At 66.0% G+C, this 14,556-nt stretch carries 10 protein-coding genes and 1 tRNA gene; 8 read left to right on the forward strand and 3 right to left on the reverse strand.

What is annotated here, in order from left to right:
* Positions 1 to 158: 158 nt before the first annotated feature.
* The 4 genes from CHB97_RS00400 (at position 159) to bcsD (ending at position 9,285) form a co-directional block, all read left to right on the forward strand.
* Positions 159 to 545, forward strand: a complete 387-nt coding sequence (locus CHB97_RS00400; RefSeq protein WP_089285966.1) for a hypothetical protein — start codon at positions 159 to 161, stop codon at positions 543 to 545.
* Positions 546 to 690: 145 nt separating this feature from the next.
* Positions 691 to 5,049, forward strand: a complete 4,359-nt coding sequence (bcsA, locus tag CHB97_RS00405) for a UDP-forming cellulose synthase catalytic subunit (RefSeq protein WP_160105429.1) — start codon at positions 691 to 693, stop codon at positions 5,047 to 5,049.
* The gene (locus CHB97_RS00410) at positions 5,049 to 8,726 is read left to right on the forward strand and encodes a cellulose biosynthesis protein BcsC (protein WP_089285968.1); all 3,678 of its coding nucleotides are present in this window, start codon (positions 5,049 to 5,051) and stop codon (positions 8,724 to 8,726) included. The genes bcsA and CHB97_RS00410 overlap by 1 nt, the downstream gene beginning before the upstream one ends.
* Before the next feature lie 28 nt (positions 8,727 to 8,754).
* Positions 8,755 to 9,285 carry a cellulose biosynthesis protein BcsD gene (gene bcsD, locus CHB97_RS00415; protein ID WP_160105430.1) on the forward strand — a complete coding sequence of 177 codons (531 nt, stop codon included), beginning with the start codon at positions 8,755 to 8,757 and terminating at the stop codon, positions 9,283 to 9,285.
* Between the two features lie 168 nt (positions 9,286 to 9,453).
* Here bcsD and CHB97_RS00420 read toward each other — a convergent pair.
* Positions 9,454 to 9,539: transfer RNA gene (locus CHB97_RS00420), tRNA-Leu, on the reverse strand.
* Positions 9,540 to 9,689: 150 nt separating this feature from the next.
* Here CHB97_RS00420 and CHB97_RS00425 point away from each other — a divergent pair.
* Positions 9,690 to 10,208: a GNAT family N-acetyltransferase gene (locus CHB97_RS00425; protein ID WP_089285970.1), complete on the forward strand. Its 519-nt coding sequence runs from the start codon at positions 9,690 to 9,692 to the stop codon at positions 10,206 to 10,208.
* A gap of 6 nt (positions 10,209 to 10,214) precedes the next feature.
* Here the strand turns inward: CHB97_RS00425 and CHB97_RS00430 are convergent, their stop codons facing one another.
* Positions 10,215 to 11,279: a hypothetical protein gene (locus CHB97_RS00430; protein ID WP_089285971.1), complete on the reverse strand. Its 1,065-nt coding sequence runs from the start codon at positions 11,277 to 11,279 to the stop codon at positions 10,215 to 10,217.
* A gap of 247 nt (positions 11,280 to 11,526) precedes the next feature.
* Between CHB97_RS00430 and CHB97_RS26275 the strand changes: the two genes are divergently transcribed.
* Complete coding sequence (locus CHB97_RS26275; RefSeq protein WP_160105431.1) at positions 11,527 to 11,700, forward strand: hypothetical protein; 174 nt, start codon at positions 11,527 to 11,529, stop codon at positions 11,698 to 11,700.
* A 142-nt stretch (positions 11,701 to 11,842) separates the two neighbouring features.
* The gene (locus tag CHB97_RS00435) at positions 11,843 to 12,394 is read left to right on the forward strand and encodes a DUF1003 domain-containing protein (RefSeq protein ID WP_244559332.1); all 552 of its coding nucleotides are present in this window, start codon (positions 11,843 to 11,845) and stop codon (positions 12,392 to 12,394) included.
* 24 nt (positions 12,395 to 12,418) lie between these two features.
* On the opposite strand, the gene CHB97_RS00440 is transcribed toward CHB97_RS00435, so the two are convergent.
* Complete coding sequence (locus tag CHB97_RS00440; protein WP_089285973.1) at positions 12,419 to 13,003, reverse strand: TlpA family protein disulfide reductase; 585 nt, start codon at positions 13,001 to 13,003, stop codon at positions 12,419 to 12,421.
* Between the two features lie 108 nt (positions 13,004 to 13,111).
* Between CHB97_RS00440 and argH the strand changes: the two genes are divergently transcribed.
* Positions 13,112 to 14,536: an argininosuccinate lyase gene (gene argH / locus CHB97_RS00445; RefSeq protein WP_089285974.1), complete on the forward strand. Its 1,425-nt coding sequence runs from the start codon at positions 13,112 to 13,114 to the stop codon at positions 14,534 to 14,536.
* Positions 14,537 to 14,556: the final 20 nt, after the last annotated feature.

A 14,556-nucleotide genomic window follows, 5' to 3' on the forward strand; every position in this document is an offset into this window, starting at 1 on the left:
GATCGCATGACACTTATTCCCAACTTCATCATCGAAAACAGTCTAATTTTATTCACTATAAACAAATGAAATAGATCAATTAATAACGCATTTACACCTGAATTGGTGTGCCGTGTTGTTAATATACCGTAAACACAGATAAAGGAAGGAGGATGGTAATGGGACGAACCGGCTCTGATATTGCCCGACTTCTGGCGCAATCTGACGTTGACGGCTTTGAATACAGGGATTTCGCCTCCGCCTTCGATCTGCGGCTGGAGGAGAAGCTGAAGGCCATGGCGGCACCGGTGGAAACGCCGGCGGCAACCCTGCCTGTGATCGAACCGCCGGTGCCGGCACCGCAACGGCCCGTTTTCATCCGGCCGGTCGCCCCCGCAGCGGCACGGGGGGAGGGGGTGCGGCGCAGTGCCCAGCCGTCCCGCGCCGACCGGCCGACTGACCGCACAGCCAGCCGGCCCATTGATGCCCTGTTCCATCGGCTGGCCACCGGTGGTGGGGAGGGGGCGGATCAGAAACTGCCGGCCCTGTTCGCCAGACTGCGTTAGAGCGGATCGCGGAAAAGCGTCACCTATTGGCGTGCGGCCGCAGGGGTGGCGGTCCATCCGCTGGCTCTGATCGATCCCTTCAGAAGGTACCGGCCCGGTGGTTCCAGGCCGGATGCCTGCATTTTGCCCTGGCGGTGCTTGTCCCATGAAAGCAATGACCCTTCTGTTTGAACGCTGGGCCGACCGGCCGGCATTGCTGCGGGTGCTGCTGCTGCTGGGTTTGCTGCTGTCCATCCCGCTGATAGCCGTGCCGATGCCGCTGCCGGCGCAGATGGTGGTTTCTTTCGGGGCGGTGGCCCTGCTGCTGGTGCTGTCGCGCCGGGCCGGTCGGCGCTGGAGCTTGCTGATGATGGCGGTCTCCGCCCTGCTCAGCTCCCGATACCTGTGGTGGCGCATCACCGAAACCATGGGCATGGCGGATGGCACCCAGACCCTGCTGGGTATCGGGCTGCTGCTGGCGGAGATATATGCCTGGGTGGTGATGCTGCTGGGCTATGTGCAAAGCGCCTGGCCGCTGGGGCGCAAGCCGGTGCCGCTGCCGGCCGATCTGGCCGCCTGGCCGCATGTCGATGTGATGATCCCCACCTATAATGAAAGCCTGGAGATCGTGCGCAACACGGTCTGGGCCGCATTGGATATGGACTGGCCGCGCGACCGGCTGCATGTGCATCTGCTGGATGATGGCGACCGGCCGGAATTCCGCGAATTCGCCGCCCGCTGTGGGGTGAATTATATCGCGCGGCCGGATAATCGCCATGCCAAGGCCGGCAATCTCAACCATGCGCTGGCCCAGACCGACGCGCCCTTCATTGCCATTTTCGACTGCGATCATGTGCCCAACCGGGCCTTCTTGCAGATGACCATGGGCGGGTTCCTGAATGAACAAAGGCTGGCCCTGGTACAAACGCCCCACCATTTCTATTCGCCCGATCCGGTGCAGCGCAACCTGAAGCCCGGCCGCCGGCTGGCCAATGAAGGCTTGCTGTTCTATGGGCTGGTGCAGGATGGCAATGACCTGTGGGACAGCGCCTTTTTCTGCGGTTCCTGTGCCGTGCTGCGGCGCGAGGCCCTGGTGGATATTGGCGGTTTCGCCGTAGAGACGGTGACGGAGGATGCGCACACCGCCCTGCGCCTGCACCGCCATGGCTGGACCAGCGCCTATCTGCGGCTGCCGCTGGCCGCCGGCCTGGCGACGGAAACCCTGTCGGCACATCTGGGCCAGCGGGCGCGCTGGGCACGCGGCATGAACCAGATCTTCCGCACCGATAATCCGCTGTTCGGCCGTGGCCTCAACTGGGGGCAGCGCCTCTGTTATCTGAACGCGATGCTGCATTTCTTCTTCCCCCTGCCGCGCATCGTCGTGCTGACGGCACCGCTGGCCTATCTGGTGCTGAACATCAATATCATGGTGGCCTCGGCGGTGATGGTGGTGGGCTATGCCGGCCCGCATCTGTTGATGGCGGTGGCCACCAACCACCGGCTTCAGGGCCGCTATCGCAGCCTGTTCTGGGGGGAGGTCTATGAGACGATCCTGGCCTTCCATCTGCTGATCCCGACGCTGGTGACCCTGATCAATCCCAAGAAGGGGCGGTTCAACGTCACGGATAAGGGCGGGCTGCTGGGCTTTGGCTTTTTTGACCGCCGCTCCGTGCTGCCCCAGATCGTCACCATCCTGCTGCTGCTGGCCGGCTATGGCTGGGGTATTTTCCGCGCCGCCACCGACGGGCTGGCGGAAGGCGAGCTGGGCGTGCTGCTGATCAACATGTTCTGGGCCTGGTTCAACATCATGATCCTGGCGGCGGCGGCGGCCACCGGCCTGGAAAAACGCCAGGCCCGCCGGCACGTGCGCATTGGCCTGCGTCTGCCGCTGATCCTGCATCTGCCCGATGGCCGGCAGGTGCAGGGGGTGGCCAATGATATTTCCATGGGTGGGGCCAATCTCTGCCTGCCGATGAAACAGCCACCGGCCCCCGCCGGAACGGAGATCAAGGTGGAGCTGAACCTGCGCGGGCGTCCGCTGCTGTTGCCGGCCCAGGTGATGGCCGATGCCACCAACGCCACCCGCCTGCGCTTTGCCGATCTGGATGAAATGCATCTGCGTCTGCTGGTGCTGGCCACCTTTGGCCGGGCCGATGCCTGGCTGGATTGGGATCAGGTGGAAGAGGCGGGGCCGATGCGGTCGCTGCGGCGCATCCTGTCCAGTGCCATTGACCTGTTCGCGCATTGGCTGCGCCGGCCCGCCGGCCGGGCCTCGGCCGCCCTGCTGGCCGGTCTGGGGCTGCTGACCCTGATGGCGGCGCTGCCGCCCGCCGCCCTGGCGGCCGGGGCGGCCGATCCGCTGGCCACCGCCAACAGCCGGCAGGAGGTGCTGCCCCTGTCCAGCATGGCGCCGGAAGGCGCGCTGACGCTGCGCGGCGTGCTGGACCGGCGCGGGCTGGATTTCACCGTCCGCCGGGATGAGGTGGTGACGGCGGCCGCCCTGCGCCTCAGCCTGGGCAATTCCCCGGCCCTGCTGTCGCCCTTGAGCCACCTGCAAGTGTCGGTGAATGGGGAGATGGTGGGCAATGTCGCCTTCTCCCCCCAAACGGCGGAAGGGCAGGTGGTGGAAATCCCCATCGACCCGATGGTACTGCGCCAGGAAAACCGCATCGGGCTGGAATTTGTCGGCCATTACACCAATGGTTGCGAAGATCCCCAGCATTCCAGCCTCTGGGCCATGGTCAATGCCAATTCCGCCCTGCGCCTGTCCTTGCAGCGGCTGGCCTTGACCACCGATCTGTCGCTGCTGCCCCGGCCCTTCTTTGATGATCATGATCGAAGGGCCCTGAACCTGCCCTTCGTGCTGGGGGCCAATCCATCGGATGCGGTGTTGCGGGCGGCGGGGATTGTGGCGTCCTGGTTTGGTGCGGCAGCGGATTTCCGCCCGGCCCATTTCCCCGCCTATGGCGATCAGCTGCCCGACGATCATGGGGTGATCGTCGCCATGCCGCAGACCTTGCCGCCCGGTCTGGATGCCGGCCCGGTGGAAGGGCCGACCATTGCCGTTATCCCCAACCCGCTGTCGCCCAACCACCGGCTGCTGCTGGTGCTGGGCCGCACGGAGGAGGAGATGACGGCCGCCGCCCTGGCGCTGGCGCTGGGCGGGGCCGGCGGGCTGACGGGGGAACGGGCCACGGTGCGCGCCCCTGTACCCTCCGCCCGGCAGCCCTATGATGCGCCGCGCTGGATTCCCACCGGCCGCACCGTGCGGCTGAGCGAGCTGGCCACGCCCAGCCAGTTGCAAGGCCAGGGGCTGCGGCCCGGCCCGGTGCGGATTTCCTTTGCCATGGCGCCCGACCTGTTCGTCTGGCGCGGGCGGGGCGTGCCGCTGACCGTGCGCTATCGCTATCCCGGTGGCAATTGGCTGGATCTGGCGCAGTCGCGGCTGGATATCTCCCTGAACGGGGTCTATGTCGACAGCCTGAAACTGCGCGAAGACCGGTTGACCGACTGGTTCCGCACCGAATTGCTGGATGACTACCAGCGCCGCGAACGGCCGGTGCGGCTGCCGCCCTACCTGTTCTATGGCCGTAACCGGCTGGAGCTGTTCTACAATCTCTATCCGGTCAATCGGGGCGAATGCCAGCCGACCATCCCGGACAATCTGCGCACCGTCATCGATCCCGATACGGAAATCGACCTGTCCAACGTGGCGCATTTCACCACCCTGCCCAACCTGTCGCTGCTGGCCGGGGCCGGCTTTCCCTATACCCGCATGGCCGATCTGGGGGAGACGCTGCTGCTGCTGCCCGAACAGCCGCAGGCGGCGGATGTAGAAGCCGCACTGGATTTCCTGGGGCTGGCCGGGGCGGCCACCGGCTATCCGGTGACGCGGGTGCAGTTCCGTCGCGGCACCGTTAGCGATTCTGTGCTGCGGGACCGCGATCTGGTGCTGATCGGCGATTTCGCCCGCCAGCCGCTGTTGCAGCGCTGGGCCGACCGGGCGCCGGCGCGTCCCCAGGGCGGGGCCGTGGCCTTGAACACCATCAGCCCGCTGGAACGGATCAGCAGCGCCCTGAATGACGATCCGGTCGCGGCCGGCAACGGCACGCGGCAGGAGGCCGAACGCGCCCTGGTGGATCAGACGGGCGATCTGGGTATCCTGATGTCCTTCCAGTCACCCGTGACGGCGGGGCGGACGGTGGTGGCCGTCACCGGCACGTCACCGGCGCTGCTGCCGCGTCTGGTGGGGGCGCTACGCCAGCCCAGCCAGGCGGAAAAGGTGCAGGGCGATCTGGTGATCCTGAATGGCGGGGAATTGCGCAGCTTCCAGCTCGGCCCCCGCTATTGGGTTGGCCAGCTGGATCCCTGGACCCAGGCGCTCTGGTTCGCCTCGCGTCACTGGCCGCTGGCGTTGCTGACCAGTCTGCTGGGCGTGGCGCTGTTTACCTTGACCGCTTCGGTGCTGTTGCGGCGCCGGGCACGGCAACGGCTGGCCGCGTTCGCCGCCCGGGAGAGGCAGTAATGAAGAAGCTATTTGTCGGCCTGTTGCTCTCGCTGCTGCTGATCGGGGCGCCGCTGCCGGTACTGGCTGCCGATGATGCCATCGGCCTGTTGCTGCAGAAGGCCGAATATTGGTCGCGCCGCGACCGGCCCGATCTGGCGCGGGAGGCGCTGAACACCATCCTGACCACCGATCCGGGCAATGCCCAGGCGCTGGCCCGGCTGGCAGAGCTGGAAGCTGACCAAGGTAACCGCGCCCGCGCCGATGCGTTGCTGGGCGAACTGGCCCGCCAGCAGCCGGTAGGCGGGGATACGCAGCGCGCTGCCAGCCAGGCCGTCAATCTGGCGACCAACCGCCAATCTCTGCTGACAGAGGCGCGGCGGCTGGCCCGCACCGGCGATGCTGCCGGGGCGGTGGCCAAGTACAAGGAAAGCTTTGGCGGGCCGGAGGTGCCGGCCGGGCTGGCGCTGGAATATTACCAGACCCTGGCCGGCACCCCGGCCGGCTGGGATCAGGCGCGTGACGGGCTGGCCCGTCTGGCCGATGCGCCCAAGGCGGGGCAGGCGGAAAAGCTGGCCTATGCCAAGGTGCTGACCTACCGCGAGGCCAGTCGCCGCGACGGGATCGCCCGGCTGGCCGCCCTGGCCCAGAACGGGCCGCTGTCGCCCGATGCCAAGGGGGCCTGGCGGGAGGCGCTGATCTGGCTGGAGGCGCAGGAACGCGACCGCCCACTTTATGATGCCTATCTGGCCATGGTGCCGGGGGACAAGCCGGTGGCGGACCGGCTGGCCCAGGCGACACGCCCGGTCTCCGTGGCCGGGCGGTCGCGTGCCGCCGGCTATGCCGCGCTGGAGAAAGGCGATCTGGCGACGGCCGACCGCCAGTTCAACGCCGCGCTGAGCGAGGATGCCAAGGATGCGGAGGCGCGCGCCGGGCTGGGGCTGGTGCGCCTGCGCCAGGAACGCTTTGCGGAGGCGCGTGACCTGCTGGAGGCGGCGGCCAAGGCCGAACCGACCGCAGCAGCCAAATGGCGCGCGGCGCTGGACAGCGCCGGATTCTGGCAAGCCATGGCCCAGGCGCGCAGCCAGCGCGATGCCGGCCGGCTGGATGAAGCGGCAGCCAAGGTGCGCCCGCTGACGGCAAAGGGGGGTGCTGATGGGCGCGCCGCCTGGCTGCTGCTGGCGGATATTGAGGAACGGCGCGGCGACGGATCGGCGGCCGAACGGGCCTGGCGCACCGTGCTGGCCGCTGATCCCAACAATGCCGATGCGTTGAACGGGCTGAGCGGCAGCCTGCTGCGGCAAGGGCGGGACGGGGAGGCGCGCGACCTGCTGGCCAGCCTGTCGCCTGCTGTTGCCGCCCGCCTGCCCAGCTATCCACGGATGCGGGCCGGCATCATCCGCGCCGATGCCATGGCCAAGGCGGCGGCTGGTGATGCGGCCGGGGCGCGCAGCCTTTATGCCGAGGCGCTGGCCATCACGCCGGGTGACGCTTGGCTGCGGCTGGATTATGCCCGCCTGCTGCTGCGCCAGAATGAGGCGGCCATGGCGGAAAACCTGATGGCGCTGGCCTTGCCGGAAAGCGGGCCCGCTGATGCCGCCGCCCTGCACGCCGTTGCGCTGTTTGAGAGCGAGCGGCGCAACTGGGCCGCCGTCGGGCCGCTGCTGGACCGGATTCCAGCCCGTGAAATGACGCCCGAATTGCGCGACCTGCGCCAGCGATCCCAGATGGAAGCGGCGATTGCTGAGGCCAAGCGCTTTGGCCCAATGACCCGTGACCGGCTGCTGGCCCTGCGCGCCCAGGCCACGGGGCCGGAAACGCGCGGCGCCCTGGCGGCAGCCCTGGCCGATGCCGGTGCTATGCCGGAAGGGCTGGCCCTGCTGCGGCCGGAATTGCTGCGGCCCCAGGTCTCCCCGGCGGCACAGGTGCAATATGCGCTGCTGCTGTTGAAGGCGAAACAGCGGCCGGATGCTGCCGCCATCCTGCGCCAGCTGGATGCCCGCGCTGACCTGTCTGCCACGGAGCGGGAGGCGGTGGACGCCCTGCGCACGGCCATGGCGGTGGACAGTGCCGACGAGGCACGCCAGCAGCGCAATTACGCCGATGCCTTTGATGCGCTGGCCCCGTTGTTCCGCGACCGGCCCGGCGATCCGGTGCTGACCCAGGCCCTGGCCCGGCTGTATCAGAGTGCTGATCGGCCGGGCGACGCGCTGGCCCTGTATGAAGGGCTGCTGCGTCGGGAACCGGATAATGTGGATGCCGCCCAGGCCGCCGCCGACGCGGCGCTGGCTGCGGGCAAGCCGGCCCGCGCCCAGGCCATCGTCACCGCCGCCCTGCGCCGCGCGCCGGATGATGCCGCCTTGATGCTGCGTCAGGCCCAGTTGCTGCGCGCCGATGGCAATGACCGGGCGGCGTTGGCCAGTTTGAACCGGGCCCGTAATGAACGGCTGGCAACCTTGACCGATACGGGGGCGACACCACAGAGCGCCCCCAATAACCCGTTCCGCAACAAGGCGGAATCCGTTGCGGCCGCCGTGCCGGAAGATGGCTTGCTGGTGGCCATCGAAACGGAACGGGAGGCCACCCGTTCCGCCCTGGCCCCGCAGCTTTTCGCCGAAGGGGGCTTGCGCACCCGGTCCGGCAGCGGCGGCAGCAGTCGTTTGATGGAGATGACGGCCACGGCCGGCGCCTCCCTGCCGCTGTTCGGCGGTGACCGGCTGACCGCCAAGGCAACCGCCGTGCGGCTGGATGCCGGCGGCTTTGGCAATGGGGCGGAAGCCTGGCGTCTTTTCGGCAGCGGAATGTTCCGGGATGTTGACAATGCCCTGAAACCGGCCGATCAGCAGGATCAGGGTGTCGCCTTCAATCTGGCTTATCAGCGTGGCAGCTTCCAGCTGGATGTCGGTTCCACCCCGCTGGGGCTGGAAAAGACCCGGCTGGAAGGCGGGATCAGCTGGCAGCCGCACCTGACGGACGCGCTGCAGCTGCGGCTGAAGGCCGAACGCCGCCCGGTGACCGACAGTCTGCTCTCCTATGGTGGCGCGCGTGACCCGCTGACAGGGGAACGCTGGGGTGCCATCGACAGCACGGGCGGCAGCATCGGGGCGGTCTATGATACCGGTCTGATCGGCTTCTATGCTGATATCAACTATGCCAGCCTGAAGGGGATCAATGTCGCCAACAATGACAAGCTGGAGGCCAGTCTGGGCGGCTTCCTGCGCCTGCTGCGCACGCCCACTTCAGAGCTGACGCTGGGCGCCAACCTGACCAGCATGGCCTATGACCGCAATCTGCGCCATTTCAGCTTCGGCCATGGCGGCTATTTCAGCCCGCAGGAATTCTATGCCGTCACCTTCCCGGTGGAATATCGCGGCCAGGAAGGCGATCTGAAATACCGGCTGGGGGCCGGGATCGGGATGCGCTATTTCCGCGAAGATGGGGTGGAACTGTTCCCCACCGACAGCAACCGGCAGAAGGCCCTGCTGGCCCTGGTGCCGGACCGGGTGACAACCGACCCGGCCTTTGCCACCGGCTATGCTGGCCAATCCAGCACCGGTATCGGCTATAATCTGGAAGGCTCGCTGGAATATCGTCTGGCCACGGGCATTGCCCTGACCGGCACGGTGAAGCTGCGCCGGGCCGCCGACTGGACGGAAGGGGCGGGGCTGGTCGGGCTGCGCGCTTCCATCGGGGATTGACGGTCATGGTCACATGAGGATGCAGGGAATGTTTGAGAAGATGCTGTTCAACAAGCGCCCGACCGTCCCGTCGCTGGATGAGGGGAGCGTTCGCACGTTGGCGCATTTCGTCAGTCATTCCTGCTCGCCGCAATGGCGCACGCTGCTGGCCGTGCTGACCCAGGATGTCGCCCTGCTGCTGGACCTGCCGGAGGCGCAGACGCGCTTTTACCGCACAGTGGGCACGCGGCTGGCCGATGTCACGCCGCTGCCGCCCTGCACCAGCCTGTCAGAGGTGCAGATGGCGGCATCAGTGCTGTGGCGGGAAATCGGCTGGGGTTGGGTGGAATTCACCGATGCGGGCAATGTGCTGCACATCACCCATGGTGCCTATCCGGTGCCGATGCTGCCCGACCAGCCGGCCGAGATGCCATCCTGGCTGGCCCATGTGCTGGAAGGCACCTATTCGCGCTGGCTGCAACAGCTGGGCGGCGATGGCCTTGTCGCCCGCTGGCGCAACCTGGACGCCGAAGCGGGAACGCCCTTCCTGTTCGATGTCGGGCGGTTTGAGGAGGTATAATACCAACCCGCCGAGGGTTTGACCCTTGGCGGGTTGGAGGCCGGCGACCGCCGGCCCGCCGCACGTGCGGCGTAAGCCAAGCTGCCGGAGGCAGCGCCCGGCGCATGAGGGAACGCAAAATCTCCCTGGATCGGTCACGATCAAGGGAGATTGGTATAAGAAGAAGGCTGGTGCCCGCTGCCGGACTCGAACCGGCACGCCCCGGAGGGCAAGAGATTTTAAGTCTCTGGCGTCTACCATTCCGCCAAGCGGGCATCCATGGCGCGGGACCGTAGCCGAACCGGTGGGGCGATGGCAAGAGCGTGTGATGGGGGAAAGTGCTGCAACCCTCGTTTTCCCGTCGCATCCATCGCCCCGCCGGGGTAGATGGGGCATCGGCCAGCAACCGGGGAGCCCCCAACACCATGTTGATTCGTGATGCCAACCCGGCGGATGCCGGGGCGATTGCCGCCATCTATAATGATGCCGTGGCCCATACCACCGCCATCTGGAATGAAACATTGGTGGATGCGGCCAATCGCGTGGCCTGGATGGCAGACCGGCAGCGGCTGGGCTATCCGGTGCTGGTGGCAGTGGATGAAACGGATGGCGCCGTGCTGGGCTATGCCTCTTTCGGCGACTGGCGGGCCTTTGATGGCTATCGCCACACGGTGGAACATTCCGTCTATGTGCGCAGTGACCGGCGGCGTGGCGGCGTCGGCCGGTCCCTGATGCTGGCCCTGATCGGGCGGGCGCGGGATCTGGGCAAACATGTGATGGTGGCGGGGATCGAGGCGGGCAATGCCGCTTCCATCCGCCTGCATCTGGAATTGGGCTTCCGCCAGGTGGGGCTGATGCCGCAGGTGGGGGTCAAGTTCGGCCGCTGGCTGGACCTGGCCTTCCTGCAATTGCTGCTGGATGAGAATCCGCAGCCGCTGGGTTGATGGCGATCAGCCGGCGGTATTGCTGCCACCGCTGGGGGCGGTTGCGCCTTCCCCGGTTTCGGCGGGCGTGGCGGGAAGGGGGGCGGGGCCTATGGCAGCTAACCCCAGCGAGGTCTTGCGGAAAATCTCGTTAACCCTTTTTTGCAGCTGTTCGGCTTCTGTGCCGTCCTTCCTGTCCCCGAACCGTTTATCTTCATCATCGCCAATATTCAGGCCCTGCTGGCGGGCCTGATTTCTGCGCTGGGCGGCCTGCAGGTCGCTTTCCTGTTCTGCGGTGGTGGTAACGTTGCTGCCCTTGGTGCTGGGTTCGGGGTTTCTGCTCTCGGCGGCTTCCCTCTCCCGATCCTGGGCGGCGGCTGCGACAACACCGCCGCTTGCCCGGTTGGTCAGGCGCAGGGTTTCCCGCCACATTTTTTCATCATCGGATGGGGGAACCTTGTCGGGCTGCATCAGCTTGGCCCCCAACCCCTCCACATCCAGGGTCAACCCTTCACTGTTCAGGGTGAAGCCTTTAGCCGCATCAATGCGTTCGGCGGCGGCGATCAGGTTCTTGTTGGCCTGGGTGCCGGAAGTGCCAGCGTTTACCTGTTTGTACCAACCCAGAACAGCATCGCCATGTTCCATCAACTGGGCGTCGGAAACCAGCTTGTTCAGGCGCTGTTTCAGCTCCGGCTGGTTGTCCAGCGCCTTGCGGATGTCACCGGCGCGCGGGTCACTGTCAGAGACGGTGACATTGCCGCTCGGGTCGGTCGAAAATTCAATGGGCGGGCTGGTCTTGATGCCGGCTATGGCCAGCGTCATGCTCAGCTCATCCCCCAGCTGCTTCTTATCGGCGGCGACGCTGTCGGCGGAGGGCATGGCCAGCGCCGTCAAGGGCCCCAGTGTGCTGCCACCGGTGCCGGTCACGCCCCCATTCTGGCCCGTCTTGCTGGTGTCACCGCTCACGCCGCTGGTGCTGCTGGGGCCCGTACTGGTGCCGGTATCCGCCACCCCCTGGCTGGCCTTGGTGGCGGCGGTTTCCGTTGCGGGTTGCCAGCGCGTGCGGCTGGCGAGCAAGGACCGGATATCCATGGTCATTTCCTGCTGCTGCCGGGCAAATTCTGCCCATCACCAGGGGGCAGGCTTTGCCGGCCACACCCTGGCGGGGAAGGGGGAGATTTCAGCTGATCCGGCGGCTTCCCCCATAAAGACCTTGTCCCGGACCCCCGTTCTGACGGGGAGGATGAATCGGGATATGCAACCCACATGCCGTTTGCTGACCAGGGTTTTCGGGTGGCGCGGGCTTGATGGGAGAGGCGGGGCACCCCACATCAGGGCCATGACCGAAAACCAGATACTCGCCCTTGTTTCCTCCCTGGCCCTGCTGGCCTTCCTGCTATTCAGGAATTGGCGCAGCTTTCCACGGGAAGGATTATTGTGGAAGATTGTCGCCTGGCTGGTGCTGTTTCTGGGGGCTGGCTTGCTCTATCGTTTTGTGGGGCCCTTGAGCTGAATGGTGAGCCGCTGCGTTCACACATTGCCGGGTCTTGCCTGTGCGTTTCGACACAGTATCGGGCAAGGCCACTGATAGAGTGATGCCACCGGTCGGGATTTTCGACCGATGATGTGGTCCCGGAAATCAGCCCCAAGGTGCAATGATGAATGGCGAAATCCGGCAATTGGCCGAACAGCTTCTGGAAAACGGTGAATCGGGACTATCCGAGAAGGAGCGGCGGGTGCTGGCCCGCATCGCCCATCGCCGCGCCATCAGCCGCAATGCCCGGGGGGAGTTCGAAGCCACGATGCCGCTGGGCGACCGGATGGCCGATCAGGTGGCCCGGGTCGGCGGTTCCTGGGCCTTTGTTATCGGCTTCGGCATCTTCATGCTGGCCTGGATAGCGCTGAACGCGGCTTGGCTGGGTTTCGACTGGGATCCCTATCCCTATATCCTGCTGAACCTGATGCTTTCTACCCTGGCGGCCCTGCAGGCACCCATCATCATGATGTCGCAGAACCGCCAGGCCGCCAAGGACCGGGCGCAAGCCAATATGGATTACGAGATCAACCTGAAGGCCGAGCTGGAAATCATGGCCCTGCATGAAAAGCTGGACCGGATGCGCACCGATCAGGTGGAGCAGATGTTAAGCCAGCAGCAGGAAGAAATCGCCCTGCTGCGGGCGGCGGTGGAACGGTTGCATCTGGGGTGAGGGGGGCCACGCCCCCCATTATACTTAACCCTCTGCCATTACCTTGCGGATCAGGGCCTTGGCTTCCTCGCTGTTCCAATGGGCGCCGCCGGCCAGACGGCCGACCTCGTTCCCCTTGGCATCCACCAGGATGGTCAGCGGCAGCCCTTCCTTCACCGGGAAGGCCTTCATGCTGGTCATTTTCTGGTCCAGATAGACCGGCAGATGCTGGATGCCCGCCTTCTCAAAGAAGGGCTTCACCACATTGATGCCGGCACGGTCCACGGAAATGGCCACCACCTGGAACCGGTCGCCGCCCAATTCGCCCTGCAATCTATCCAGCGACGGCATTTCCTTGATGCAGGGGGCGCACCAGGTCGCCCAGAGATTGACCAGTAGCACCTTGCCCTTGAACCCGTCCCAGGCGATGGGCTGGCCATTGGCATCATTGACCGTCAGCGCCGGCAGGGCAGGCCGGTCGGGGCTGGGCACGAAGGGTCGGGATTCCCCCTGAAAGGCCGGCAGCGGGCCGGCGGATGTGGAATTTTCCGCCGCCAGGGCAGAGCCCCCCGCTAAGAGAATTGCTGTACCCGCAGCCACGATTGTTGCGATGCGTCGGAAAATCGCCATTCTGCCCTCTTGAAACCGTTGCGCGGGGGGCCGAACCATTTGGCCTGCCCGCGTGACAGAGTTCGTGTCATCGTCCCCCGACGTCAACCCCGGAAGCGACCGATCCCGATGTCTGACCAGAGCAAAGCCGCCCCGACCGCCGCCAATGCAGCCGATGCCAATGCGCTGTGGGGTGGGCGATTCGCCAGCGGCCCCGCCGCCATCATGCAGCAGATCAACGCCTCCATCGGCTTTGACCAGAAGCTGTGGGCGCAGGATATTGCCGGGTCCAAGGCCCATGCCACCATGCTGGCCTCTCGCGGGATCATCAGCGGCGCCGACCGTGATGCCATCCTGGCCGGGCTGGATCAGGTGGCCAAGGAAATCGCCGATGGCCAGTTCACCTTCACGGTGGAGAATGAGGATATCCACATGAATGTGGAATCCCGCCTGAAGGAGATTATCGGCGAACCGGCGGGCCGGCTGCACACGGCCCGTTCGCGCAATGATCAGGTGGCGACCGACTTCAAGCTGTGGGTGCGCGATGCGCTGGACCGGCTGGATGGCGACCTGAAGGCCTTGCAGGCGGCCCTGATCGACCGGGCGGAAGAATATTGCGACACGATCATGCCGGGCTTCACCCATTTGCAGACGGCCCAGCCGGTGACCTTCGGCCACCATCTGCTGGCCTACGTGGAAATGCTGGGCCGCGACCGGTCCCGCGCCCGCGATGCCCGCGCCCGTTTGAACGAATGCCCGCTGGGCAGTGCGGCCCTGGCCGGCACGCCCTATCCGATTGACCGGGAGATGACGGCCGGCCTGCTGGGCTTCAACGGCCCCACCGCCAATTCGCTGGATGCCGTGTCCGACCGCGATTTCGCCCTGGAATATCTGGCGGTCGCCTCCATCGCCAGCACGCACCTGTCGCGGCTGGCGGAAGAGATTGTCATCTGGTGCACGACGCAGTTCCGCTTCATCCGCCTGTCCGATGCGTTCACCACCGGCAGCTCCATCATGCCGCAGAAGCGCAACCCGGATGCCGCGGAACTGGTACGCGCCAAGGTGGGCCGCGTCATCGGCGCCTTGAACGGGCTGCTGATCGTGATGAAGGGCCTGCCGCTGGCCTACTCCAAGGATATGCAGGAAGATAAGGAACCGGTCTTCATGGCCGATGAGACCTTGGCCCTGTGTCTGGCCGCCACCACCGGCATGATCCGCGACATGGTGGCCGATCCGGCATCCATGCGCCGCGCGGTGGAGGCGGGCTTCCCCACCGCCACCGATCTGGCCGACTGGCTGGTGCGCAGCCTGGGCATTCCCTTCCGCGATGCCCACCATATTACCGGCCGCATCGTGAAGCTGGCGGAACAGGCCGGCTGCGGCTTGGCCGATCTGCCGCTTGACCAGATGCAGGCGGTGCATCCCGGCATCAATGAAGGCGTTTACGCCGTGCTGACCCTGGAAGCCTCCGTCAACAGCCGCACCAGCTTTGGCGGCACTGCACCGGAGCGGGTGAAGGCCGCCGTGGCGATGGCGAAGGCGCGGTTTTTGTGAGGGTTTGCTCCCTAGGCGTT

Source organism: Azospirillum sp. RU38E (assembly GCF_900188385.1).
Classification (GTDB): domain Bacteria; phylum Pseudomonadota; class Alphaproteobacteria; order Azospirillales; family Azospirillaceae; genus Niveispirillum.